The sequence below is a fragment of the Streptomyces sp. NPDC104381 genome (assembly GCF_055583745.1).
In genome coordinates, this window is sequence record NZ_JBVJNK010000003.1 from 59992 (window position 1) to 82909 (window position 22918).

Annotated in this window: 23 protein-coding genes and 2 pseudogenes; 15 read left to right on the forward strand and 10 right to left on the reverse strand. The window is 70.4% G+C overall.

Annotation, left to right across the window (positions count from 1 at the left end; translation table 11 throughout):
• Positions 1-66 precede the first annotated feature (66 nt).
• Positions 67-1314: an FAD-dependent monooxygenase gene (locus tag ACZ607_RS09780; protein ID WP_469733542.1), complete on the forward strand. Its 1248-nt coding sequence runs from the start codon at positions 67-69 to the stop codon at positions 1312-1314.
• A 192-nt stretch (positions 1315-1506) separates the two neighbouring features.
• On the opposite strand, the pseudogene ACZ607_RS09785 reads toward ACZ607_RS09780, so the two are convergent.
• Positions 1507-1809, reverse strand: a pseudogene (locus ACZ607_RS09785) (transposase); the annotation flags it as partial.
• Positions 1810-1922: 113 nt separating this feature from the next.
• Here ACZ607_RS09785 and ACZ607_RS09790 point away from each other — a divergent pair.
• A complete protein-coding gene (locus tag ACZ607_RS09790; RefSeq protein WP_469733544.1) occupies positions 1923-2765 on the forward strand; it encodes a phosphotransferase in 843 nt (280 codons plus the stop codon).
• A 156-nt stretch (positions 2766-2921) separates the two neighbouring features.
• Here the strand turns inward: ACZ607_RS09790 and ACZ607_RS09795 are convergent, their stop codons facing one another.
• Positions 2922-3470 (reverse strand): GNAT family N-acetyltransferase, encoded by a 549-nt coding sequence (locus ACZ607_RS09795; RefSeq protein WP_469733546.1) that lies wholly within the window; start codon positions 3468-3470, stop codon positions 2922-2924.
• Positions 3471-3908: 438 nt separating this feature from the next.
• On the opposite strand from ACZ607_RS09795, the gene ACZ607_RS09800 reads away from it, so the two are divergent.
• Positions 3909-4544, forward strand: a complete 636-nt coding sequence (locus ACZ607_RS09800) for an SMI1/KNR4 family protein (RefSeq protein WP_469733548.1) — start codon at positions 3909-3911, stop codon at positions 4542-4544.
• 186 nt (positions 4545-4730) lie between these two features.
• On the opposite strand, the gene ACZ607_RS09805 is transcribed toward ACZ607_RS09800, so the two are convergent.
• On the reverse strand, positions 4731-5603 hold the full coding sequence (locus tag ACZ607_RS09805) for an alpha/beta fold hydrolase (protein WP_469733550.1): 873 nt from the start codon (positions 5601-5603) through the stop codon (positions 4731-4733).
• A 105-nt stretch (positions 5604-5708) separates the two neighbouring features.
• On the opposite strand from ACZ607_RS09805, the gene ACZ607_RS09810 reads away from it, so the two are divergent.
• Positions 5709-6188, forward strand: a complete 480-nt coding sequence (locus ACZ607_RS09810) for a CGNR zinc finger domain-containing protein (protein WP_469733552.1) — start codon at positions 5709-5711, stop codon at positions 6186-6188.
• Between the two features lie 96 nt (positions 6189-6284).
• Here ACZ607_RS09810 and ACZ607_RS09815 read toward each other — a convergent pair whose 3' ends face one another.
• Positions 6285-6710: a DUF4267 domain-containing protein gene (locus ACZ607_RS09815; RefSeq protein WP_469733554.1), complete on the reverse strand. Its 426-nt coding sequence runs from the start codon at positions 6708-6710 to the stop codon at positions 6285-6287.
• A 51-nt stretch (positions 6711-6761) separates the two neighbouring features.
• A complete protein-coding gene (locus tag ACZ607_RS09820) occupies positions 6762-7208 on the reverse strand; it encodes an anthrone oxygenase family protein (protein ID WP_469733556.1) in 447 nt (148 codons plus the stop codon).
• Between the two features lie 90 nt (positions 7209-7298).
• Here ACZ607_RS09820 and ACZ607_RS09825 point away from each other — a divergent pair, with 90 nt between their 5' ends.
• Positions 7299-7877, forward strand: coding sequence for a TetR/AcrR family transcriptional regulator (locus ACZ607_RS09825; protein ID WP_469733558.1), 579 nt, complete (start codon positions 7299-7301; stop codon positions 7875-7877).
• A gap of 102 nt (positions 7878-7979) precedes the next feature.
• On the opposite strand, the gene ACZ607_RS09830 is transcribed toward ACZ607_RS09825, so the two are convergent.
• Positions 7980-8603, reverse strand: a complete 624-nt coding sequence (locus ACZ607_RS09830; RefSeq protein WP_469733560.1) for a TetR/AcrR family transcriptional regulator — start codon at positions 8601-8603, stop codon at positions 7980-7982.
• A gap of 122 nt (positions 8604-8725) precedes the next feature.
• Here ACZ607_RS09830 and ACZ607_RS09835 point away from each other — a divergent pair, with 122 nt between their 5' ends.
• From ACZ607_RS09835 to ACZ607_RS09870, 8 genes are all read left to right on the forward strand, one after another.
• Positions 8726-10177, forward strand: coding sequence for an amidase (locus ACZ607_RS09835; protein ID WP_469733562.1), 1452 nt, complete (start codon positions 8726-8728; stop codon positions 10175-10177).
• A 310-nt stretch (positions 10178-10487) separates the two neighbouring features.
• Positions 10488-11372: a HipA family kinase gene (locus ACZ607_RS09840; protein ID WP_469733564.1), complete on the forward strand. Its 885-nt coding sequence runs from the start codon at positions 10488-10490 to the stop codon at positions 11370-11372.
• Positions 11369-11752: a DUF3037 domain-containing protein gene (locus ACZ607_RS09845; RefSeq protein WP_469733566.1), complete on the forward strand. Its 384-nt coding sequence runs from the start codon at positions 11369-11371 to the stop codon at positions 11750-11752. The genes ACZ607_RS09840 and ACZ607_RS09845 overlap by 4 nt, the downstream gene beginning before the upstream one ends.
• Positions 11753-11954: 202 nt before the next feature.
• Positions 11955-12716: a 3-oxoacyl-ACP reductase FabG gene (gene fabG / locus ACZ607_RS09850; RefSeq protein ID WP_014157515.1), complete on the forward strand. Its 762-nt coding sequence runs from the start codon at positions 11955-11957 to the stop codon at positions 12714-12716.
• A gap of 22 nt (positions 12717-12738) precedes the next feature.
• Positions 12739-13494, forward strand: a complete 756-nt coding sequence (locus ACZ607_RS09855; RefSeq protein ID WP_469733568.1) for an SDR family oxidoreductase — start codon at positions 12739-12741, stop codon at positions 13492-13494.
• A 119-nt stretch (positions 13495-13613) separates the two neighbouring features.
• Positions 13614-15194, forward strand: coding sequence for an ABC transporter substrate-binding protein (locus ACZ607_RS09860; protein ID WP_469733570.1), 1581 nt, complete (start codon positions 13614-13616; stop codon positions 15192-15194).
• Between the two features lie 90 nt (positions 15195-15284).
• Positions 15285-16004, forward strand: coding sequence for a uracil-DNA glycosylase (locus tag ACZ607_RS09865; protein ID WP_469733572.1), 720 nt, complete (start codon positions 15285-15287; stop codon positions 16002-16004).
• A gap of 74 nt (positions 16005-16078) precedes the next feature.
• Complete coding sequence (locus ACZ607_RS09870; RefSeq protein ID WP_469733574.1) at positions 16079-16567, forward strand: hypothetical protein; 489 nt, start codon at positions 16079-16081, stop codon at positions 16565-16567.
• Positions 16568-16622: 55 nt separating this feature from the next.
• Here the strand turns inward: ACZ607_RS09870 and ACZ607_RS09875 are convergent, their stop codons facing one another.
• Positions 16623-17336: a TetR/AcrR family transcriptional regulator gene (locus ACZ607_RS09875; RefSeq protein WP_469733576.1), complete on the reverse strand. Its 714-nt coding sequence runs from the start codon at positions 17334-17336 to the stop codon at positions 16623-16625.
• Positions 17337-17429: 93 nt separating this feature from the next.
• Here ACZ607_RS09875 and ACZ607_RS09880 point away from each other — a divergent pair, with 93 nt between their 5' ends.
• Both ACZ607_RS09880 and ACZ607_RS09885 read left to right on the forward strand, forming a co-directional pair.
• Positions 17430-18641 (forward strand): FAD-dependent monooxygenase, encoded by a 1212-nt coding sequence (locus tag ACZ607_RS09880; protein ID WP_469733578.1) that lies wholly within the window; start codon positions 17430-17432, stop codon positions 18639-18641.
• 33 nt (positions 18642-18674) lie between these two features.
• On the forward strand, positions 18675-19580 hold the full coding sequence (locus ACZ607_RS09885) for a Gfo/Idh/MocA family protein (protein WP_469733580.1): 906 nt from the start codon (positions 18675-18677) through the stop codon (positions 19578-19580).
• On the opposite strand, the gene lnt is transcribed toward ACZ607_RS09885, so the two are convergent.
• The 3 genes and pseudogenes from lnt to ACZ607_RS09900 all read right to left on the reverse strand — a co-directional run bounded on the left by lnt (position 19504) and on the right by ACZ607_RS09900 (position 22726).
• Positions 19504-21132 (reverse strand): apolipoprotein N-acyltransferase, encoded by a 1629-nt coding sequence (gene lnt, locus ACZ607_RS09890; RefSeq protein WP_469733582.1) that lies wholly within the window; start codon positions 21130-21132, stop codon positions 19504-19506. The genes ACZ607_RS09885 and lnt overlap by 77 nt on opposite strands.
• Positions 21133-21316: 184 nt before the next feature.
• The gene (locus ACZ607_RS09895; protein ID WP_469733584.1) at positions 21317-21787 is read right to left on the reverse strand and encodes a nuclear transport factor 2 family protein; all 471 of its coding nucleotides are present in this window, start codon (positions 21785-21787) and stop codon (positions 21317-21319) included.
• Positions 21788-21862: 75 nt separating this feature from the next.
• Positions 21863-22726: pseudogene (locus tag ACZ607_RS09900) on the reverse strand (universal stress protein).
• Between the last annotated feature and the right edge of the window lie 192 nt (positions 22727-22918).

Consider the following 22918-nt stretch of genomic DNA (forward strand, 5'->3'; position numbering starts at 1 on the left):
ATCTATCGCTGATAGAAGAACCTGCAAAGACAGAATCAATCACCGATAGATTTTGGAGTGCGGATCATGACGAACAAGATCGCGAAACATTCCCTGCGGATCCTGGTGGCCGGGGGCGGTGTAGCGGGGCAGGCGCTGGCCTTCTGGCTCACGCGCGGTGGGCACGCGGTGACGGTCGTCGAGCGGTCCCCGGCGCTCCGAGCCTCGGGGGCGCAGGTGGATCTGCGAGGGCAAGGCATTGAGGCGGTGGAGCGGATGGGGCTGCTTCAGGAGGTGCGCAAGCGGCTGGTGGACGAGGCGGGCGTGGCATTCGTCGACTCCCGCGGGAAGCCGAAGGCAACGATCATGGCCAACACCTCCGGCAAGGGCCGCCAGACCCTGACCTCGGAATACGAGATCATGCGCGGTGACCTCGTGCACATCCTGCACGAGGCGACGAAGGACGACGCCGAGTACGTCTTCGGTAAGAGCGTTGACGGATTCGACCAGCACGCCGGCCGAGTCACCGCGCACTTTTCTGACGGGACCTCGGGCGAGTACGACCTGCTGATCGGCGCAGACGGGCAGGGCTCACGAACCCGCCGTACGCTGCTGCCGCGCGGCGTCGATCCGTACTGGCGCGTGGGTATCCACATGGCGTACTGGTTCGTGCCGCGGATCGACTCCGACACCAACATTCGCGACACCTATATGGTCCCGGGCGGCCGCCAGATCATGCGGCGCAGCCACAACGCGACCGAGACCCAGGTGTACTTCGTGATGCGGGAGGAGTCGGCGGAAGCCTCCGCGATCCACCGAGCTCCCGTCGAGCAGCAGCAGACCTTCTGGGCCGAGCGGTTCAAGGACGCCGGCTGGCAGACCGAGCGGTTCGTCACGGGGATGAAGGACAGCCCGTTCTTCTACTCCCAGGAGATCGCCCAGGTCCGCATCGACAGCTGGTCCAAGGGCCGGGTGGTCCTGGCCGGGGACGCCGCGCACTGCGCCTCCCCGTACAGCGGCATGGGCATCTCCGGAGGCTTGGTCGGTGCCTACGTCCTGGCCGGGGAGATCAACCGGAACCCGGCCGACCTGCCGGCCGCGCTGGCGAACTACGAGCAGATACTGCGGCCCTTCGTCGAGGAGATCCAGGGAGAGGTCAACCCCCGCATCCTGCGCACGGGCATGCCCCTCAGCAAGCACTCCGTCAGCGCCTTCCAGAGCGTCACCGCGCTGGCCTGCTTCCTGCACATTCCCGACCTGGTCGCCCGCATGTCCACGAAGGACCGAGGCGGCGACTGGCGGCTCCCCGCCTTTTCCGACGCGCTCGCGGCCTGACCGCCGGCCGGGGATGCGCCGCGAACAGGGGAGGGCGAGCCTCGGTCCTCTGCGCGTACGGCGCCAGCGGGATGGCCGGTGTACCGCCATGCTCAGCCCCCTTGGCCTTCCCACGACTACGAGTGGCAGTGACAGCCGACGGCAAGGAACGTGGATCCCGCCGTGCAGCCGAGGCTCACAGCCACGCGCCGATGGCCGGCCACCGCGGGCGCCGAGCTTTCGGCGGTGGCGCGCCTGATCAGCCTTGTTCGGGACAGTGCACCGGATCCCGCGACGCCTTAGGTAGTCGCGATTCTTCCGAGAGGCGTACGCCGTGTCCGCCCGCACCCGGTCGGGACGAACGCGTGGTCGGCCCGGCCCGATGCGACGCACACGCACCTTCTCCAGCACGGCTTCGAACTGAGGTGAGTCTCCCCACCGCCCGGCCGTCACCACGATCGCCATGCGCTTCTGCCGCTGTTCGACGGCCAGGTGCAGCTTGGTGGCCCCATGACCCGTGATCATTCACAACCCAAGATCTACTTTCGATACACGGCCTGGGAGAACCGTGACCAGCCGCCCATGTGTCCCCATGCGTGTATGTGTACTCAACGATAAGGGAGGGCGATATGGAGCCGTTGGAACTCCGTCGCGCAGTTGACGCAGGACGGGCGACCGCTTCGGAGCTGGGCCTTCAGGTCGACGATGTGGTCGTCATCCACCATTCGGACCGCCTCGCGCTGCGCCTGGTCCCTTGCGATGTTCTGGCTCGGGTCGCCCCTCCCGGGCATCTGGCTGATTCCGAGTTCGAAGTAGAGGTCGCTCACCGACTCGTCGACGTCGGCGCCCCGGTCGCTGAACTCGATCCTCGGGTCGAGCCTCGAGTCCATGTGCGTGACGGCTTCGCCATCTCGCTCTGGACCTACTACGAACCTGTGGGATCAGAGATCGCGCCGGCCGACTACGCGGATGTGTTCCTGCGGCACCATGCCGCCCTGCGCCAGATCGATCTCGACGCACCGCATGTCACCGACCGAGTCGCTGTGGCACTGCGAGAGGTGAACGACCGGGAGCAGTCCCCCGAACTGCCCGATGCCGACCGGGAACTCCTCAGCGACACGCTCAGTGGTCTGAGCGCCTCTATCAGTATCGACCAAGCCCGCGACCAGTTGCTGCACGGCGAGCCGCATCCGGGCAACCTCCTGAACACAAGGAGAGGGCCGCTTTTCGTAGACCTCGGCACGTGCTGCCGTGGGCCGATCGAGTTCGACCTGGCCCATGCGCCCGAAGAAGTGGGAAAGCACTACGCGGGCGCTGACCACGACCTGATTCATCGGTGCCGCGCCCTGAACTGGGCGATGTTCTCGGCCTGGCGTTGGCGCCGGGACGACCACATGCCTGACCGGGACCGTTGGAGAGCGGAGGGACTCAACCTGGTTCGTGCCGCACGTGACCGCTGCGGACTGGGCTGAAATCACGGCAGAGACCTGCTGGGCCGGTCCCGATCCGTTGCGCCGTGCGCGGACATCCCGACATGGTGCAGCGGCCGAACTCGACCAGCTGGAGAGGACCTCTCGTCCCCTCGCCGCGTGCTCACAGCAAGGGCCCGGACGCGGAGAACTCCTCGCTCAAGCGGATGGCGTGACCGACGACCACACGCCGAACCACTGCTCGGCGCCGAACTCCTCGAACCGCTCCACCTCGGCGAACCCCAGCTTCGTCGCGAGCCGCATCGAGCGGTCGTTGGCGGTCCGGGTGCACAGCACCACCGGCTCGCCGGGGATTGTGCCGGCGAACCAGTCGAGTGCCGCCGCGCAGGCCTCAGCGGCGTACCCGCATCCCCACGCCCTGGGCAGGAACATGTAGCCGAGCTCGGCCTCGCCGGCATCCGGACGGACGTGGCCCGGACGCTCCGCGTCGCGCCGATCGAGCGAGACCGTGCCGATCATCGCTCCGTCGAGATCGATCACGAAGAGGCCAGGGCGCCGCCCGGGCACCTCGGGCACCGCGCGTTCGAGTTCGTCCCGGGGTCGAGGGCCTCCGAGGTAAGTGCCCACTTCCGGCGATGCGAACAGCTCGATGAACGCCGCACGGTCTCCGGCCTCGGACTCGCGGAGCACGAGCCGTTCGGTCTTTATCGGGACAGGTGGCCAGGCGACAGGTCCGAGTCCGGTCATGGCGGGCAACCTATCGCACGCCCGTGAGAGTGATCTGAAGGAGAAGGCATGGGCGGACGCCTCGACCTGGTGCAGAGAAGCACGGAGCGGTAGCTCGGGCTGTTCCTGGAGGGCCGGCTCGCGGTGCCGTGGCCGACGGTCGGGCGCCCGGCCGCGCAGCCGTCCTGGACAGCCCTCAGTCGGACACGTGAACCGCTTCGGGGGCCGTCGGCTGCTTCGGCGGGCTCAGCTTGTTGGGTCCTTCGGGCACACGCGTGGGTCCGACCGGTAATCGGTAATGCTCGGGCACCCAGCTCCAGCGGATCGGTGGCATGTCCTGTCATCACGGCGCCGGAATCGTGCGTCCCCCGCAAACCCATGTCTCCCGAGCGTCCCGGCCCCAGCCGGCCTCCGGCTTCGGAGGCCGGCTCGGCCGCGATGTCAGAGCCACCTGGCACCATGATCGGTGTGATGGAGACAACTGGTCCTGAAGAGAACGAAGTTGCCGATGCTCCGACCACGCCGGAGGAGTGGCGTGTCTTCCTGGAGCGATACGGCGCGTTGTATGTGAAGGCCTGTGCCGACGAGGAAGAGTTGGTCGACCTGCTGGACGAGGATCAGCTGGAGGCTCTGGATAGGGGCGAGCGGGTTGAGCCGTGGCTGGGTGAAGCCTCTGCCCGTGAGGAGGCACTGACGGCATCCGAGGAGCGGCTCGGCGTGCGGTTCCCGCCCAGCCTGCGGGGATTCTTCCTGGCGAGCGACGGATGGACGCACCTCGACGGCTGGGTGGACGGTGTCCATCCGTGCGACCGCGTCGTGTGGATGCGGGACAGTGCCGCCGGAGAACGCGTGATCGAGATCTACGCCTCGATACCCGACAACGAGGACATAGTCGAGCTGTTCCGCCGTTCCATCGAGGTAGCCCGGGGAGAGGACTTCTGGCTGCTCGATCCGACCGACGTCGGGCCGGACGGCGAGTGGGCGGCCCATGAGTTCGCACCGAAGTACGGCGACACCACGGAATACCCCAGCTTCGCGGCGCTGTTCCACTCCGGTTACGAGAGCATGGCGGATGACCAGGAGGACATGGACTGAGGTGGTCCGTCAGCTTTCACGCCCACATCAGGAGTCACGCGAGGGGGGCTGCCGCAGGAATGGGTGACGCCTGACCTGGACGGTGCCGCGGGGGCCAGGGCCCGGAAGAACGCACCCTCGCGCACCGTGCCCTCTGTGCGGGGACCCGCAGGAAGCCGGTGGCTCCCTGCGGGTCCTCCCCCTCGGTCATCCTTGTGTCAGCACCCGACCGAGGAAACCCCGCAGGTAACCCGCGACGACGTCCAGGTGGCTCTCCAGCAGGAAGTGGCCGCCGTTGACCAGGTGCACCTCCGCGTCCTCGGCGTCGCGGGCGAAAGCTCGCGCGCCGTCCGGGCCGAAGATCTCGTCGTTGCGGCCCCAGACGGCGAGCACGGGGATCTCGCCGGTGCGGAGGAGTTCGTGCAGCCGCGGGTAGAGCGTGCGGTTGTTCGGGTAGTCGCGGAACAGTGCCAGCTGGACCTCGTCGTTGCCCTCGCGGGAGACCAGGGCGAAGTCGTGCTCCCAGGTGTCCGGGTCGACCAGGCTCGGGTCGGGAACGCCGTGCACGTACTGCCAGCGGATGGCGTCGACACTCAGCGCGGCGCGGACGGCGGGTTCGGTGTCGGGGCCGGGGTTCGCTCCGTACGCCCAGACGTCGGCCCAGAACGACTCGACGAAGCCGTCTTCGTAGCCGTTGCCGTTCTGGGTGACGAGGGCGGAGATCCGTTCGGGATGCTTGAGCGCGAGGCGCCATCCGACGGGGGCGCCGTAGTCCTGCACGTAGAGGGCGTAGCGGTCCAGGCCCAGTTGGTCGAGCAGTCCGCAGGTGAGTTCGGCGAGGGCCTCGAAGGTGTAGGCGAACTCCCCTGCGAGGGGGGCGTCGGAGCGGCCGAAGCCGAGGTGGTCCGGCGCGATGACGTGATAGCGGTCGGCCAGCAGGGGGATGAGGTTGCGGAACATGAACGAGCTGGTCGGGTAGCCGTGCAGCAGGACGATCGTGGGGGCGTGGGCGGGGCCGGCTTCGCGGTAGAAGATCTCATGGCCGTCGACGGTGGCGGTCCGGTGGTGCACCGTACTCATGTCTAACCCCTTCGCTGTTCTGATCCGGTTAGTACTTCACCATGCGAGCACGGAATGGGCTAACCTGTCAAGCGACGCAATCCGGTTAGGAGGGAGTGAGGTCCGATGGATGCGCTGCTGGACCTGCTCAACAGCAGGCCGCTGGTCGACGGTGAGGAACGGGACGCGCTCGGTGACCCGGCCGGAGGTATGCGCTGGGCGCGGGAGCGCGGTGGTGAAGGCAGCCTTGCGGAACTGGCGCTGCTGCTGGAGACGCGGGACGTCCTGCGGGACGTGGTGTGCGGAGACGCCTCGCCCGCCGCGTTGAGTCCGCTGCTCGAAGGGGTCCACCGGATCCCGGAGATCACTTCGGACGGTCTTCGGTGGGTGACCGAGACGCCTCCGAGCGCCCGGTTGGCCGTCGAGGTGGTTCTCGGCTGGGCCGACATCGAGAAGCACATGCCCGGTCGGCTGCGCCCCTGCGCCAACGACGCGTGCCGACTGTTCCTGCTCGACCGCAGCCGGGCCAACCGTGCCCGCTGGTGCTCGATGGCCGTCTGCGGCAACCGGGAGAAGGCCCGTCGCCACTACGAACGCAGCCGCTGACCCGTCGCACGCGCCGAGGCGGCGATCCGGGCCGGCGGGCTTGCGTCATTCGCGGCGCGCTCCGGGAGGCGGACACCGAACGCGCGAGGGGCGGCGTCAAGCGGGCTGCGGGGCGCGTACTGCCGGCTCGGCCGCGACCTTGCGGGTCTCCCGCATGAGCAGCAGGCCGCTGACCACCATCAGTGTCGCGGTCAGGCCGTGGACGCCGAACGCGGCGGCCGCGGAGCCGTGGTGGGCGAGCACGTTGGCCATGTCCCCGTACGCGGCGAGGGCCTCCACCAGCATGACCGCTCCCAGCGCCCGGCGGTGGCCCGTCACCAGCAGGACACCCAGCACCAGGGCCATGACGACGTCGCGCGTTCCCTTGACGATCAGGAAGCCGCCGCCGTCGCCGGACGGCCAGGTCGGCAGGCCGAAGCTCGGCGCCACCGTCTCCGGGCGCAGGATGAACTCCGATCCGAACCAGAGGATGAAGAGGATGAAGGCGGCGACCAGGAAGGTGTTGAGCTTCTTCAGCGACATGGTTCTCCCCTTATGGGTGTCGGGATGGGTGTCGGGTCGGCGGTATCGGGCTCAGACGAGGGCGGTGACCATGAAGGCGAAGGCGGCGACGATGACGGCGACGCGGGCGTAGTGGTAGCGGTCCCAGCGGTTCATCTGCTCCTTCCAGTCGGCCGGCCGGTTCTCGGGGGTCCACGTCTTGCCCTGGTTGTTGATCGGGACGAGCAGCAGGACCGACATGATCACGCTGACGATGAGCAGTGCGGCGGCGGTGACCACGAGTCCGGCACCGGAGCTGTCCCATGCGGCGAAGGCCCAGATGGCGCTGAGGACGAGCGACCCGATGTACCAGAACGGCATGAGGGCGCCGAGCATCCGGCCTCCGTGGGCGCGGGCGAGCTGGTCGCTGTCCTCGGGAAGGGCGTTGAAGATCCGGTTCATGACGAAGGCGACGGAGAACTCCACCCCCACCATCACGCCGACGATCACGGTGGTGAACACCTGAAGTGCGTTGAGCATGATGATCCTCCTGGGATCTAGCGTCGCTAGCTGATGAGGCAACGCTAGCGCTTGTGCCGCTCTCTTGTCTAGCGGTGCTAGAATCGAGTCATGTCGGTACAGGAACGCAAGCAGCGCGAACGGGCCGAGCGCGAACGCCTCATCGTGGCGACCGCCCGTGAACTCGCCGAGCAGCAGGGCTGGGACGCGGTCACCACCCGCCGGCTCGCCGAGCGCATCGAATACAGCCAGCCCGTCCTCTACAGCCACTTCCGGGGCAAACGCGAGATCATCGGCGCCGTCGCCCTCCAGGGCTCCACGGAGTTGGCCACGGCGGTGCGTGCCGCGACCGCCGCCGCGGACGGCCCACGCGGGCGGGTCGCCGCACTCGCCCGCGCCTACCTCGACTTCGCCGCACGCAACCCGGCGGTCTACGACGCCATCTTCCAGCTCGACGGCGGCCTGGCGTACGCGCAGGAGGACACCCCGGAGCCTCTCAAGGACGCCTTTGCCGCACTGTTGGAGTGTCTGGGCGAGGTCGCCGGGGACGGTGTCCACCCGGGGCTGTTCACCGAGGTGTTCTGGGCTTCCCTGCACGGCCTCGTGACCCTGACCCGGGCGGGGCGTTTGCTGCCGGAGGATGCCGAGCAGAGGGTGGAACTGCTCGTGGACCGGCTCCCGGTGGCCTGACGCACCGTCCTCTCGCCCTGGCACGCCGCAGTCCGGCCTGACACCGCCAGTCAGAGCCACTCGTCGAGCGGTGGTCGGGCGGGGGTGCGGGGTGCGGGGCGGTCAGTCAGCCGCCCTGGACGCGCCGAGGGGGGAGCGGTGCCGGTCCACGATCCCCCTGACGATCTTCATCAGGCGGTCTCCCGTCCGGTCGATGCTTCCGTTCTGCGTGCTGACCTGCGCCCCTTCGAGTACGAAGGTGATCTCGGCCGCGGCCTGCTCGGGGTCGGACATCCGGGCTTCGGTGCACATGCCGATCAGCCTGCGGGCCTGGTGGGCCTTGTGGTCCTCGATCACTTGCCGTGCCGGATGGAGGCGGTCGGGCAGCTCGGCGAGGGAGTTGATGAACGGGCAGCCCCTGTACGAGATCGACGGCAGCCCCTCGGCGATGAAGCGGGCGAGGCCCAGAATCTGCTCCTCGGGCTGGTCCGGGTACTCGGCTTCCACGCGGTCGAAGGCCGCCTGGTAGTCCGCTGCGACGATCCGCAGCCACTCCGCGACCAGCGCGTCCTTGGTGTCGAAGTGCCGGTAGATCGCCATCTTGGTGGTCTCGGCCTGGTCGGCGATCGCCTGGACCCCCACCTGCCGGATCCCTTCCCTCTGGAAGAGCTCTTCGGCCGCATCGAGAATGCGCTCACGAGGTGGCAGCTTCGCCACTCTGCTTGGCCTGCTGAGGGCCGATGCCATGACTACTCCGTCCCCCGGTCGATCGTGCGGTTCACAAGTTCTCCCACGGTACCAGTCCGACCCATACGATACCGTCGGGTATCGTCCGGTACTCAAAGGTATTGCTCGTGTGGGGAGTGGCAGTGAAAGTTTCTGAGTACGTGAGCTTCGACGCCGTCGGGCTCGCGGAACTGGTGGCCAAGGGCGAGGTGCTCCCGGCCGAGCTGGAGGCAGCCGCGCGCGAGGCCGTGCAGGCAGTCGATCCGCAGATCAACGCCGTCGTGGAGACCTGGCCGACCGACGACAGGCCTGTCCCCGCCAGCACGCCACTGGCCGGCGTCCCTTTTCTGATCAAGGACATCGCGGTGGCCATGGCCGGGAGGCGGATGGAGCTGGGAAGCCGCCTGGCGGCCGGTAACGTCGCCGGCGCCGACTCCTCGCTGATGCGGCGCTTCCGGCACGCGGGCCTCGTGACCTTCGGGCGCACCGCGACACCGGAAATGGCCTACGGCATCTCGACGGAATCAGCGTTGTACGGCGCGACCCGCAACCCGTGGGATCCGGAGCGCAGCGCGGGCGGATCCAGTGGAGGCGCGGCCGCCGCTGTCGCCGCCGGGGTGGTTCCGGTCGCCCATGGCACCGACGCGGCCGGATCGCTCCGTATCCCCGCCGCCTACAACGGCCTCTTCGGGATCAAGCCCACCCGTGGCCGGGTGTCCATGGGGCCCGACGCCGACGAGGTCTTCAGCGGCCTGGCCGTGCACGGCAGCGTCAGCCGCACCGTACGGGACAGTGCGGTACTGCTCGACCAGATACGCGGCCCGGAACCGGGCGACCCCTACTTCGCCCCGCAACCGTCACGGCCGTACGCGGAGGAAGTCGCCCGTCATCCGGGCTCGTTGCGGATCGGTGTCCTTGCCCAGGCGTGGGGCGGACGCCGTACCTCCGCGCCGGTGACCGACGCACTCTCCCGCACCGCGCGGTTGCTCGAATCCCTCGGTCACCAGGTGGAGGAGGCCGAGGTCGACCTCGGCGCCGACTGGGAGGAATTCGTCCAGGCCACCGCCCGACTCATGACGGTGAACCTCACCACCCTGGTCGACGGGCTGGCCGCCGCCTTCGGCCGTCCCGTCGACTCCTCGACCCTGGAACCGACGACCCTCGCCGGCTACCACTACGGGCGGCGGGTCGGCGGCGCGCAGTTCCTCACCGCTCTCGCGATGCGGAACCGGGTGGCCCGAAGCCTGGGGCGGTACTTCGACGCGTACGACATCCTCCTCACGCCGACCCTGCCGGAGCCCCCCGTGCTTCTGGGCACTCATACGGAGGGTGCGGAGGAACTGGACGGCCTCGGCTGGATCGAGCGCATCAACGACCTGTCGCCGTTGACCCTGCCGTTCAACATGGCGGGCACGCCCGCCATGTCCGTACCCGTGACGGCCGACGCCGGGACCGGGCTCCCGGTCGGTATGCAGTTCGCCGCCGGATACGGCCTCGAAAGCCAGCTCTTCCGCCTCGCCGGACAACTCGAACAGGCACGTCCGTGGTCAGGCCGAATCCCCACGGTATGGGCGGGGAACCACCCCGCCCGCTGAAGAACGCTCCTGGTACGCCGCCGCGAGACATCGACGGATTCTTGCTGGTCCCAGGACCGTCGTGACCTTGGCGCGGTGGACGGACACTCCTCACCGGCGATCACTCCTGGTTACTATGCTCACTTCATGCCGGAGGCCGGCAGCAAGGGGCGCGGCACCATCGACGGTCTGGTGGGACGGGCGGGGCATCGGCTTGCCGGCCGGAACTCCCCGGATTCTCCCCAGTGCCGTCGACCGGCGATTCCCGCCTCTACGCCCCGAAGGAGCCCTCCGTTGATTGCAAGGCTGAAAAGATGGGTGGCCTGGGAAAGTGTTGGATGAGGTAGTAGCGACTCGCTATGTCACGCCTTTGCGTGAAGGCGGCTCGCTCCCCGGCATCGTCGAGGCCGACGACCTGGGTACGTACGTCATGAAGTTCACCGGGGCCGGGCAGGGCCGTAAAACCCTGGTCGCGGAGGTCATCTGCGGGGAGCTCGGCAGGAGGCTGGGGCTGCGGGTGCCGGAGCTGGTGACCATCCAGCTCGACCCCGTCATCGGCCTCGCCGAGCCGGACCAGGAGGTCCAGGAGCTCCTCAAGGCCAGCGCGGGGCTCAACCTCGGGATGGACTTCCTGCCCGGGTCGCTCGGGTTCGACCCGCTCGCGTACGAGGTCGGGGCGGCGGAGGCCGGCAAGGTCGTCTGGTTCGACGCGCTGATCAACAACGTGGACCGGTCGTGGCGGAACCCCAACATGCTCGTCTGGCACGGCGAACCGTGGCTGATCGACCATGGGGCCACCATGATCTGGCACCACAACTGGCCCGGCGCGCAGGCCTCGGCGGCGAAGCCGTACAACGCCTCCGACCACGTCCTCGCGCCGTTCGGCCCGGACATCGCCTCGGCGGCCGCCGAGCTCGCCCCGCTCGTCACCGAGGAACTGCTGACCGAGGTCGCCGCCGAGGTGCCGGACGAGTGGCTGGCCGGTGAACCCGGCTTCGACACCACGGACCAGCTCCGCCGGGCGTACGTGGAGCCGCTGCTCGCGCGTGCCGGGAGCATCCATGAGCGCATCCTGATGGACGAGCCCACCAGGACCCGGCCCTCCCAGGCGCCCGGCTGGCTCACCGACCACCTGACCCCCTGGCCGCACCCCACCAAGAAGGACCGGGACGCGCCGACGGCCGCCGGACCGAACAGCAAGGACGGCGGCCGATGAGCACGCGCGATGTCTTCGAATACGCCGTTCTGCGCGTCGTCCCCCGTGTGGAGCGGGGTGAGTGCTTCAACGCGGGCGTACTCGTCTACTGCCGTGCCAAGTCCTTCGTGGCGGCGCGGACACACCTGGACGAGCACAAGCTCAAGGCGCTGGACCCCGGTGCCGACGTCGTCGGCGTACGGGCCGCCCTGCGTGCGGTCGAGGGGGTCTGCGGTGGTGGCGAGGCCGCAGGCCAGGCGTCCGGCGACGACGCGGGGCGACGCTTCCGCTGGCTGATCGCGCCGCGCTCCACGGTCGTCCAGCCCGGGGTCGTGCACAGCGGCCTGACCACGGATCCGGCTGCCGAGGTCGAGCGGCTGCTCGACCTGCTGGTGCGCTGATTCCGGGGGCGGTGCCGGCGCCCGGGACGTACGGGGCGGCGGCGCCGTCCGGTGTGACATGCGCCCACGCCCCCGTGTGCCGTTGACACCGGGTGCCAGGGCTTCTAGCGTCTCGTCTGCTGAAGGTACTAAGCGGTTGCTCAGTTATCGGGAACTTCCTGACGTCCGCTGAGCCGCGATCCAAGGGCGAGGAGAACCAAGCATGTCCACCACCGAGCAGCGCGTCGCCATCGTGACGGGAGCGGCACGGGGCATCGGCGCCGCCACCGCCGTACGCCTGGCGGCCGAGGGCCGCGCCGTCGCCGTACTCGACCTCGACGAGGCGGCGTGCAAGGACACGGTCGAGAAGATCACCGCCGCCGGGGGCAAGGCCCTCGCCGTCGGCTGCGATGTGTCGGACAGCGCCCAGGTGGAAGCCGCCGTCGCGCGCGTGGCCGCCGAGCTGGGCGCGCCGACGATCCTCGTCAACAACGCGGGTGTGCTCCGCGACAACCTGCTCTTCAAGATGAGCGAGTCCGACTGGGACCTCGTGATGAACGTCCACCTCAAGGGCGCCTTCCTGATGGCCAAGGCCGTCCAGTCGCACATGGTGGAGGCCAAGTTCGGCCGCATCGTCTCGCTCTCGTCCTCCTCGGCGCTGGGCAACCGGGGGCAGGCCAACTACTCCGCCGTCAAGGCGGGCCTCCAGGGCTTCACCAAGACGCTCGCCAAGGAGCTCGGCAAGTTCGGCGTGACCGCCAACGCCGTCGCCCCGGGCTTCATCGTCACCGAGATGACCGCCCAGACGGCCGCGCGGGTCGGCATGGGCTTCGAGGAGTTCCAGGCCGCCGCCGCCACGCAGATCCCGGTGCAGCGCGTGGGGCACCCCGAGGACATCGCCAACGCCATCGCCTTCTTCACCGGCGACGACGCGGGCTTCGTGTCCGGACAGGTCATGTACGTCGCCGGCGGACCGCTCAACTGACCCCGGAAGGGCAACGGACACCATGACTGCGCAGGACAGTGGCAAGGTCGCGCTCATCACGGGCGCGAGCAGGGGCATCGGCTACGGCATCGCCGAGGCGCTCGTCGCCCGGGGCGACCGGGTCGTCATCACCGGCCGTGGCGAGGACGCGCTGAAGGAGGCCGTCGAGAGGCTCGGCGCCGACCGGGCGACCGGCGTCGCGGGCAAGGCGCACGACGAGGCGCACCAGGCCGCGGCCGTCGAGCGCGCCATGGAGGTGTACGGGCGGGTCGACTACCTGGTCAACAACGCGGGGACGAACCCCGTCTTCGGGCCGATGGCCGAACTCGACCTCAACGTGGCCCGCAAGGTCTACGAGACCAATGTGATCTCGGCGCTCGGCTTCGCCCAGCAGACCTGGAAGGCGTGGCAGCGGGAGAACGGCGGTGCGATCGTCAACATCGCCTCGGTCGCGGGCGTTTCCGCGTCCCCGTTCATCGGTGCCTACGGCATGAGCAAGGCCGCCATGGTCAACCTGACCCTCCAGCTGGCGCACGAGTTCGCGCCGGTCGTGCGGGTCAACGCGATCGCCCCCGCCGTGGTGAAGACCAAGTTCGCGGAGGCGCTGTACGAAGGCCGTGAGGCCGAGGCGGCCGCGGCCTACCCGCTGGGCCGGCTCGGTGTCCCGCAGGACATCGGCGGGGCGGCGGCGTTCCTCACGTCGGAGCAGTCCGACTGGGTCACGGGGCAGACACTCGTGGTCGACGGCGGTATTTTCCTGAATGCGGGTGTGGGCTGAGAGAGGCCTGCGCCAATTTGGCCCTGATTGACTCAAGTGCCCCGCCGGGCCAGCGGATTGATCCGGTGGGGCACTGCGGTATGGTCTGCCGACCCCAAGGCTGATCGAGGAGCGTGCACGTGTTCTACCGGGCCAGTCTGCAGGCCGCTGCAGCCCTTGCTTCCCTTTCTCTGCTGGCCGGTTGCGGTCTGCTGTCCGACAGCAGCTCCGAGGCGGACCAGAAGATATCGGTCGGAACGACGAGCTCGCCCTCGACCCTTGATCCTGCGGCGGCGTGGGACGGTTCCTGGGAGTTGATGAGGAACGTCTTCCAGACCCTGGTCAGCTTCCCGACCGGCAGCACCAGCCCTGAGCCGGACGCGGCGAAGGAATGCAGGTTCACCGACGCCACGAGCATGGCCTACCGGTGCACTCTCCGTTCGGGTCTGAAGTTCTCCAACGGCGAGAAGATCGACGCCGAGGCCGTGAAGTACTCCATCGACCGGATCACGAAGATCAAGGTCAAGGGTGGCCCGGCCGGCCTCCTCGGATCGCTCGACCGGGTGGAGACCAAGGGGGACGACACGGTCGTCTTCCACCTCAGCAAGGCGGACGCGACCTTCCCCTTCATCCTGGCCACGCCCGCGATGTCGATCGTCGCTCCCGGCGACTATCCGGCGGACAGCATCCGCGACGACGGCAAGGTCACCGGTTCGGGGCCGTACGTCATGGACTCGTACGAGCCGGGCAAGCAGGCCGAGCTGACCAAGAACCCCAGCTACAAGGGGTTCGCCGACCGGAAGAACGACGCGGTCACCATCCGCTACTTCGACGACTCCACCCCCATGGTGAAGGCGCTGAAGGACAAGGAGATCGACGCCACCTACCGCGGTCTGACCGCCGAGGAGGTCGTCGCTCTCGAGGACAACCAGGAGGACAACAACGGCCTCCAGATCGTCGAGTCGGTCGGCGCGGACATCCGCTTCCTCGTCTTCAACCCCAAGGACCCGGCCGCGGGCAAGCTCCCCGTCCGGCGCGCCATCGCCCAGCTGGTGGACCGCGACGCGCTGGTCGCCAAGGTCTACCGCGGCACCGCCGAACCCCTCTACTCCATGATCCCGAAGGGCATCGCCGGCCACGCCACCAGCTTCTTCGACACCTACGGCGACCCGGACGTGGCCAAGGCCCGGCAGATCCTCACCCGGGCGGGCATCACCGAGCCGGTCGACATGACCTTCTGGTACACCACGGACCGCTACGGTTCCTCCACCGCCCCCGAGTTCGCCGAGCTGAAGCGCCAGCTGGAGGCATCAGGCCTGTTCCGGATCACCGTGAAGAGCGCGCCCTGGAAGTCCTTCCAGGAAGGTTTCACCAAGGGCGAGTACCCGGTCTTCGGACGTGGCTGGTTCCCCGACTTCCCGGACCCGGACAACTTCGTCGCTCCCTTCGTCGGCCAGGACAGCGTCACCGGCACCCCGTACCTGACCAGCGAGATCACCCAGGAGCTGCTGCCGTCCGCGCGTAAGGAGAGCGACCGGGGCGCGGTCTCGGACCAGTTCAAGCGGGCCCAGGAGATCCTCGTCAAGGACGTGCGGCTGCTGCCCATGTGGCAGGGCAAGCTCTACGTGGCCGCGGGCGAGGACATCGGCGGCGGCGAGCGCGCCCTCGACCCGCAGACGGTCATGCAGATGTGGGAGCTGTACCGCAAGACCAGCTGGTAGCAGGGCGGTGAAGGGCTCGGCAGGTCCGTTGTCAGTGGTCCCCGGTAGGTTCTGTGGTCAAGAACCGATTGCTTACCGGAGGTTGTGCACGTGACCGACACCGACCTGCTGCCCGAGTCCTGGCGCGGCGTCCTCGGCGAAGAGCTGCAGAAGCCCTACTTCAAGGAGCTCATGGACTTCGTCGAGGAGGAGCGGGCCCGGGGGCCGGTGTATCCGCCGCGCGACGAGGTCTTCGCCGCGCTGGAGGCCACACCGTACGACCGGGTGAAGGTGCTCGTCCTCGGTCAGGACCCGTACCACGGCGAGGGACAGGGGCACGGCCTGTGCTTCTCGGTCCGGCCCGGTGTGAAGACGCCTCCCTCGCTGCGCAACATCTACAAGGAGATGAACGAGGAGCTCGGCCTGCCCGTCCCGGACAACGGGTATCTGATGCCGTGGGCCGAGCAGGGCGTCCTGCTGCTCAACGCGGTGCTGACGGTCCGCGGCGGCGAGGCGAACTCCCACAAGGGCAAGGGCTGGGAGAAGGTCACCGACGCGGTGATCCGCGCCGTGGCCGAGCGGCCCGACCCGGCCGTCTTCGTCCTGTGGGGCAACTACGCCCAGAAGAAGATCCCGCTGATCGACCAGGACCGCCATGTGGTGGTCAAGGGCGCGCACCCCTCGCCGCTCTCCGCCAAGAAGTGGTTCGGATCCCGCCCCTTCACCCAGATCGATGAGGCCGTCGCCGCGCAGGGCCACGAGCCCATCGACTGGCGGATCCCCGACCTGGGCCTCGGCACGACCCGGCCGGCGGCCTCGGCCCGCGCCTGAGCGCGATTGCCGGTGGCTGCGGCTAGCGTCTGAGCCACCGGAACAGGCCGGCGGTGATCAGGGAGACCTCTGTAGTGGAGCAGCGGGAAGTGCTGGGGGACGCCGTCATGACCAGGATCGGCCAGGCGGTCATGCTGCTCCACGCGGGGGACCGGGAGGAGGCCCGCAACCGGCTCGGTGCCATCTGGTCGGAGATCGGCGAGCGCGGTGCCGCCCTGCACCGCTGCACCCTCGCCCACTACATGGCCGACACCCAGGACGATCCCGGGGACGAGCTCGCCTGGGACCTCCGCGCGCTCACGGCCGCGGAGGGGCTGACCGGGGCGGGCGACACGGACCCGGGTGGCGGGGACGCGACCGCCGTGCGGGTCCTCGTGCCCTCGCTGCACCTCAACCTGGCGGCGGACTATCTGAAGCTCCAGCGCTTCGCGTCCGCCCGGATCCACCTGGACCGGGCCTGGGACGCCGTCGGGGTCCTGGAGAACGACGGCTACGGCGGCGGGATCCGGGCCGCCATCGGTCGTATGGAGCAGCGCATGCGGGGGAGCGCGGCGGGGGAGTGAGCCCGGCCGGCTCGCCGTAGGGGATCCGGCGGCACCTGCCGGCTCACGGCGCGGCTCACGTGGTGCGGCCCGGCTCGCCGGAGGGCTCCGCCCGGGCCGTGCCGAGCATCCCCCGCAGCAGTTCCGCGCACCCCTGGCGCAGCTCCCGCTCGGTCGGTACGGCCCGGTGGTACGAGCCCACGGCGCAGGCGAACATCATGCCCTCCGCCCAGGCCACGACGGACAGCGCGTGGCGTTCCGGCTCGGCCGACCCCGCCGCGGTCATCAGGGCGACCAGCGGTTCGCGGAACCTGCGGCCCGCCTCGTCGTAGAACGTCCGGAGGGCGGGGCGGCGGGTGGCCTCCAGGGCGAGTTCGTAGCGGCACACCAGGAGTTCGGTGGAGCCGGTCAGATAGCGGTGCAGGGCGTGTGCCAGTGCTGCGGCGGCCTCCTCCGGGCCGCTGCTCGTGAGCATCTCCCCGGGTGCGAGGACCCGTGCCTCCAGCTCGGCGAGCCGGCGGACCGCGGCCTCCAGCAGGGCCTCCCGGGTGCGGGCGTGGTTGGACGTCGACCCCTGGGGGAGCCCGGCCCGCTCGTCCACCGCCCGATGGGTGAGGCCCCTCATCCCGCGCTCGGCGAGCAGGGCGAGCGCGGCGTCGGAGATCAGCTCGGCGCGCGAGGGAGCCGCCGGAGGCCGGGCGTCGGGGGCGCTCCGCGCGGGCTCGGGGCCGGAACGGTCAGGGCCGGAACGGGTGGGCGCGGAACGGCCGGGTGTGGAACGAGTGGGCATGAAACCAATCTACCGCCGCCACTACACCTGTAGTAGCGTGGAGCGTGCGTACTACAGATGTAGTTCCGAGGGTGTTCCGAGGAGGAGTCGGTCATGACGACGTCCCGAGCGGTGGTCATCGGCAGCGGCATCGGCGGCCTCACAGCCGCAGCCGCCCTCCACCGCAGCGGCTGGCAGGTCACCGTGCTCGAACGGGCCGCCTCGCTGGAGCCCGTCGGCGCGGGCATCAGCCTCGCCCCCAACTCCCAGCGCGCCCTCGACGTCATCGGGCTCGGCGACGAGGTCAGGGCCCTCGCCGCCTGGCAGGGCGACGGTGGCATGCGGACACCCTCCGGGCGCTGGCTCGCCCGCACGGACAGCACCGCCGCCGCCGAGCGGTTCGGCGGTCCGCTCGTCCTGCTGCACCGCTCGGCGCTCGTCGACCTGCTCCGCTCCCGGCTCCCCGAGGACGCCGTGCGCACCGGCACACCCGCCCGGCTCGTGGACCGGGGCCGGGTAGGAGGGAGCCCCGCCCTCGTCAGGACGGACACGGGCGACATCGAGGCCGACCTGGTGATCGGCGCCGACGGCATCGGATCGGCCGTACGCACCGCGCTGTTCCCGGACCACCCCGGCCCCTCGTACAGCGGCTTCACCACCTGGCGCGTCCTCGCACCCGGCGTGGGCCACCCCTTCAGCTCGCACGAGACCTGGGGCCGCAGCGCGCTCTGGGGCAGCCACCCGCTGAAGGACGGCGGGATCTACGCCTACGCCGCGGCGCTCGCCCCCGCCGGAGCCAGGGCCGCCGACGACGAGAAGGCGGAGCTGATGCGCCGGTACGGCGACTGGCACGACCCGATACCCGCGATCATCGCCGCCGTCGAGCCGCACCAGGTCCTGCGCCACGACGTCCACCACCTGACCGACCCGCTGCCGGCGTTCCACCGGGGCCGCACGGTGCTCGTCGGTGACTCCGCGCACGCCATGGTGCCGTTCCTCGGCCAGGGCGGGAACCAGGCCATCGAGGACGCCGTCGTGCTCGCCCACCACGTCACGCCGGGCGGCGACCTGGGAGCGGGCGTGGCCGCCTACAGCGCGGCCAGGCACCCCCGTACGACCGCCATGGTCCGCAAGGCGGCCCAGGTCTCGCGGTTGACCGGCCTGACCGGCGCCCCGGCCGTCGCCCTCCGGAACGGCCTGATGTCCGCGGTCTCCCGCCTCGGCCCCGGGCTCGTCCTGCGCACCTTCGACGGCATCTGCGACTGGCGGCCTCCGCAGCGCACGTATGCTGCCGGGACCAGGGGAGGACAGAGGACGCGACCGTGACCCGCCCCTGGTCAAGGCGACAGGGAGAACCTCGTGAAGGTCGGCTGCATCGGGCTCGGCGACATCGCGCAGAAGGCGTATCTGCCGGTACTGACGACTCTGCCCGGCGTCGAACTGCATCTGCAGACCCGCACCCCGGCCACCCTGGAGGCCGTCGCCGGGACCCACCACATCCCCGCCCGGCAGTGCCACGAGGATCTCGACGGGCTGCTCGCGCGGGGACTGGACGCCGCCTTCGTGCACGCGCCGACCGCGGCGCACGCGGAGATCGTGGGCCGGCTGCTCGAAGCGGGCGTGCCCACCTACGTCGACAAGCCCCTCGCGTACGAACTCGCCGAGTCCGAGCGGCTGGTGGCCCTGGCCGAGGAACGCGGCGTCGCGCTCACGGTCGGATTCAACCGCAGGCTCGCCCCGTCGTACGCGCAGTGCGTCGAGCACCCCCGCGAGCTGATCCTCCTCCAGAAGAACCGGGTGGGACTGCCCGAGGACCCGCGCACCATGGTGCTGGACGACTTCATCCACGTCGTCGACACCCTGCGCTTCCTGGTCCCCGGCCCCGTGTCCGGCGTCGTCGTACGGGCGCGGATCGTCGACGGCCTCATGCACCACGTGGTGCTCCAGCTGTCCGGCGACGGGTTCACCGCCATCGGCATGATGAACCGGCTCAACGGATCGACCGAGGAGATCCTCGAGGTGTCGGGCCAGGACACCAAGCGCCAGGTCCTCAACCTCGCGGACGTCGTCGACCACAAGGGACAGCCGACCCTGCGACGGCGCGGCGACTGGGTGCCCGTCGCCCGTCAGCGCGGCATCGAGCAGAGCGTGCTGTCGTTCCTGGACGCGGTACGGGCCGGAGAGGTGCTCAGCGCCCGGGACGCCCTGGAGACCCACCGGCTGTGCGAGCGGGTGGTGCAGGAGGCTTCGGAGCAGGCGACCTGAGGGACCGCAGCCCCGCCGCCCCCAGGAAGACGGCCAGCACCGCCAGCGCGCCGTACACCGGCCAGGCCCCCAGCCGGACGTAGAGAGTGGTGCCCCGGGCCAGCGGTACGTCGTACACGGCGGCCTCGCTCGCGTCCGTACCGAGGGGTGCTCCCACCCGCTCGCCGCGCGGGCCGTACACCGCGCTCACGCCGGTGAGCGTGGCGTGCACCATCGGGCGGCCCGTCTCGGCCGCCCGCAGCGCCGCGAGCGAGGCGTGCTGGGCGGGCGCCCAGCTGTGCTGGAACGTCGAGGTGGACGACTGGGCGACCAGCACCTGGGCGCCGTCCTTCACCAACTGCCGGCTCATGTCGGGGAACGCCGTCTCGAAGCACACCAGCGGGCCCACCCGCAGCCCGTCCGCCAGCTCCATCACCACGGGGCCGCTGCCGCGCAGCCGGTCCTCGCCCGCCGCCTTGCCCACCGAGGTCGCCCAGCCGAGCAGCGCGCGGGCGGGGACGTACTCCCCGAACGGAACCAGGCGCATCTTGTCGTAGCGGTCCCCGGTCGGGCCGTCCGGGCCCACCAGCACCGCGGACTTGAAGATCCCCGTACGGTCGGGGCCGTCGGTGCGCCGGGCGTCCATGTTGACCAGCACCTCGGCTCCGGTCAGCCGCGACAGCGCCGCGACGCGATCCGTCATCTCCGGGTCCTTGTTCAGGTTGACGCCCACACTGCTCTCGCCCCACACCACGAGGTCCACGTCCCGGCCCGCCAGACCGCGGGTCAGTTCCTCGCCGCGCGCGAAGCGGCGCTCGACGCTGCCGGGGCCCTCGACGACACCCGGCTGCACCACGGCGATCCGGGCCGTGCCGGTCTCCTCGGGGCGTGGCGCCCAGAGCGCCGTCGCCCCCACACCCAGCGCACCCGCCACCAGACACGTGGCCCCCGCCGTGCGGGCCGCGGGGACGGCGATCAGCACCGTGACGGCCGTGTTCGCGGCCACCACGGCCAGACTGACCAGCCAGACACCCCCCACCGAGGCGACGCGCAGCGCCGGTGGGACGTCCCACTGGCTGGCGCCCAGCAGCCCCCACGGCCCGCCGAGCCCCTCCCAGGAGCGGACCAGCTCGATCATCAGCCACCCGGAGGGCACCACGACCACCGCGGCCACCGCACGGCGTACGGACGGCGGGCCACCGAGCAGCCGGGCCACGAGGAGACCCCAGGGAGCCCACAGCAGCCCCAGCAGGGCCGCCAGCACCAGGATGAACACGTGGAGGCTCGGCATCAGCCAGTGGTGCACGGCGAGCATGAAGCCCGTACCGCCGAGCCAGCCGTCGACCGCCGCGCGGCGCCCCGTGCCCGCCGTCCGGATCAGCAGCAGCCAGGGCACCAGGGCGACATAGGCGAACCACCAGAGCGAGGGCGCGGGAAACGCCAGGGCGGGAAGCGCACCGGCGCACAGGGCCGCCGCGCCGCGCCCCGTGCGGGAACCGAGCAGCCACCCGTACGGTTGCGCCCCGTCCTCACCTGCCGGCCTCGCGGGATGCCGCCCGCGCCACATCGGCATGCGTGCCCTCCTCGCCGGTCGTGCGCTCGATCCCCGCGCATGATCGCTGCTCCTGATCCGTGCTCCTGACCCCAGTGTGGTGCAGAAGATCAGCAGCGCACAGGGGGCATGCCGCTGCCACCGGGCGTACGTGCGCTCCCGACGGCCGTACCGCCGCGCGGACGCGCGCCTCGGCGGCCGATGATCAGCCGGCCGTCCCTCCGGGCGTGTACCGCCATTTCCGGTGGGCCGTGACGGTCCGGATCCGCCAGCCCGGTTCCGTACGCCGCAGTTCGAAGACGTACCGGCCGCCGGTGAACAGGGCCGGAGCGCTCTCCCCGTCCCAGGGCTCCGGCCCGGCCGGGCCGAGGTAGTCGGCCCGCACCTGTGCCCGGTCCCCGGGATAGCCGCCCAGATCCTGGAGATCCAGCCGCCGGTTGACGATCAGGTGCTGGCGGGCGGGGAAGGGCCGCAGGCTCTCGGCCAGCCACCGCGCGGCCTCGGCGGCCGGCCCCTCGGAGCCTCCCGCGTCGCGGTAGTCGGCGCGCCCGTCCGAGGTGAACAGGGCGCCGTAGTCGTCCCAGGCCCCGTCCGCCACCGCCACGGCGTAATCGGTGATCACTGCGTCGATGGAGAGCCGGTCCATCACCGTCGCGAGAGCCACGCGCTGTGTCATCGCCCAAGTCTCGGCCGTCGGGAGCCGCACGCCAAGGGGCGCGTACGGCCCGGGGCCGGGCATGGGGGACCGGTGTCAGGTGGGGACGACGGCCACGGGGCCGAGGGCGTGCGTCACCGTCGTCTGCGCGACGGGAGACAGGCCGAGCCCGAGGGCCTCACCGCCCCTGCGCCGCCCGACCACGGTCAGCGCGGCGGTGGCCGATGCCGTGACGAGGGTGCGGGAAGCCGAGCCCCGGACGGGTTCGCGCACGACCTCCACCTGCGGGTACTCCTCCTGCCGCCCCGCGGTGAGCTCGGCGAGCGCACGGGCCGCCGAGGCGGCCGCCGCCTCGCTGTCGAACACCGGGCCGCCGGACAGCATCGACGAGAACATCGTCCAGCCGTGCACGAGCCGCAGCCGTGCGCCCGGCCTGGACGCGGCGGCCTCGAAGGCGAAATCCAGGACCGCACCGCTGCTCTCGTCGGCGGCGACGCCCGCGACGACGTCCGGAAAGGCGTCCTGCGGCTCCGCCCCGCCCTCGTCCGCCCCACCGGTGTGGGCGACGACGACCGGGCACCGGGCCATCGAGGCGGTGGCCAGACTGTTGGATCCGATCATCAGCGAACGGAACCCGCCGAGACCACGGGATCCGACGACCACCATCGAGGCGTCACGGCTGAGGGAGGTCAGCGCCGCCGAAGGGAAGTCCAGCGGGGTCAGCGTCGAGGTGGGCAGCTCCGGAGCGAGCCGGGAGGTCCGCAGCACGGCCTGCGCGAGCAGTTCCTCGGCCTCCCGCAGCGCTCTCTCCTCCTCCGCACGCCGGGCGGGCGTCCGGACATGCACGATCAGCAGCGGCAGACCCGTGCGCACCGCTTCGGCGGCGGCCTAGTCCAGCGCCTCCCAGCCGTGCTCGGAACCGTCCACCGCGGCGATGACGGGAAGGTCGTCGGCGGTCATACAAGCCTCCATCGCGGTCGGAGAGCTCCGGGCCGGGTCGGGACAGCCCCAGAACCGTGATTATCACCCGGTCGTGCGCCCGGGGCCCGGCGGGGCTCGTCGGCATACCAGCGGAGGCGGGCGCCCGTCGGCGTACGGCGGCCTCACCGGCGTAGGGGCCTCACGGGCGTACGGAGGCGACTGTGCAGCGGA

What these genes read in the sequence shown, in the direction of transcription:
- ACZ607_RS09780 (WP_469733542.1), top strand. Translation starts at nt 67, where the DNA reads ATGACGAACAAGATCGCGAAACATTCCCTGCGGATCCTGGTGGCCGGG.
- ACZ607_RS09790 (WP_469733544.1), top strand. Translation starts at nt 1,923, where the DNA reads ATGGAGCCGTTGGAACTCCGTCGCGCAGTTGACGCAGGACGGGCGACC.
- ACZ607_RS09875 (WP_469733576.1), bottom strand. Translation starts at nt 17,336, where the DNA reads ATGCCCACTCGTTCCACACCCGGCCGTTCCGCGCCCACCCGTTCCGGC.
- ACZ607_RS09810 (WP_469733552.1), top strand. Translation starts at nt 5,709, where the DNA reads ATGGATGCGCTGCTGGACCTGCTCAACAGCAGGCCGCTGGTCGACGGT.
- ACZ607_RS09800 (WP_469733548.1), top strand. Translation starts at nt 3,909, where the DNA reads ATGATCGGTGTGATGGAGACAACTGGTCCTGAAGAGAACGAAGTTGCC.
- lnt (WP_469733582.1), bottom strand. Translation starts at nt 21,132, where the DNA reads ATGCCGATGTGGCGCGGGCGGCATCCCGCGAGGCCGGCAGGTGAGGAC.
- ACZ607_RS09820 (WP_469733556.1), bottom strand. Translation starts at nt 7,208, where the DNA reads ATGCTCAACGCACTTCAGGTGTTCACCACCGTGATCGTCGGCGTGATG.
- fabG (WP_014157515.1), top strand. Translation starts at nt 11,955, where the DNA reads ATGTCCACCACCGAGCAGCGCGTCGCCATCGTGACGGGAGCGGCACGG.
- ACZ607_RS09815 (WP_469733554.1), bottom strand. Translation starts at nt 6,710, where the DNA reads ATGTCGCTGAAGAAGCTCAACACCTTCCTGGTCGCCGCCTTCATCCTC.
- ACZ607_RS09825 (WP_469733558.1), top strand. Translation starts at nt 7,299, where the DNA reads ATGTCGGTACAGGAACGCAAGCAGCGCGAACGGGCCGAGCGCGAACGC.
- ACZ607_RS09795 (WP_469733546.1), bottom strand. Translation starts at nt 3,470, where the DNA reads ATGACCGGACTCGGACCTGTCGCCTGGCCACCTGTCCCGATAAAGACC.
- ACZ607_RS09895 (WP_469733584.1), bottom strand. Translation starts at nt 21,787, where the DNA reads ATGACACAGCGCGTGGCTCTCGCGACGGTGATGGACCGGCTCTCCATC.
- ACZ607_RS09805 (WP_469733550.1), bottom strand. Translation starts at nt 5,603, where the DNA reads ATGAGTACGGTGCACCACCGGACCGCCACCGTCGACGGCCATGAGATC.
- ACZ607_RS09880 (WP_469733578.1), top strand. Translation starts at nt 17,430, where the DNA reads ATGACGACGTCCCGAGCGGTGGTCATCGGCAGCGGCATCGGCGGCCTC.
- ACZ607_RS09855 (WP_469733568.1), top strand. Translation starts at nt 12,739, where the DNA reads ATGACTGCGCAGGACAGTGGCAAGGTCGCGCTCATCACGGGCGCGAGC.
- ACZ607_RS09845 (WP_469733566.1), top strand. Translation starts at nt 11,369, where the DNA reads ATGAGCACGCGCGATGTCTTCGAATACGCCGTTCTGCGCGTCGTCCCC.
- ACZ607_RS09830 (WP_469733560.1), bottom strand. Translation starts at nt 8,603, where the DNA reads ATGGCATCGGCCCTCAGCAGGCCAAGCAGAGTGGCGAAGCTGCCACCT.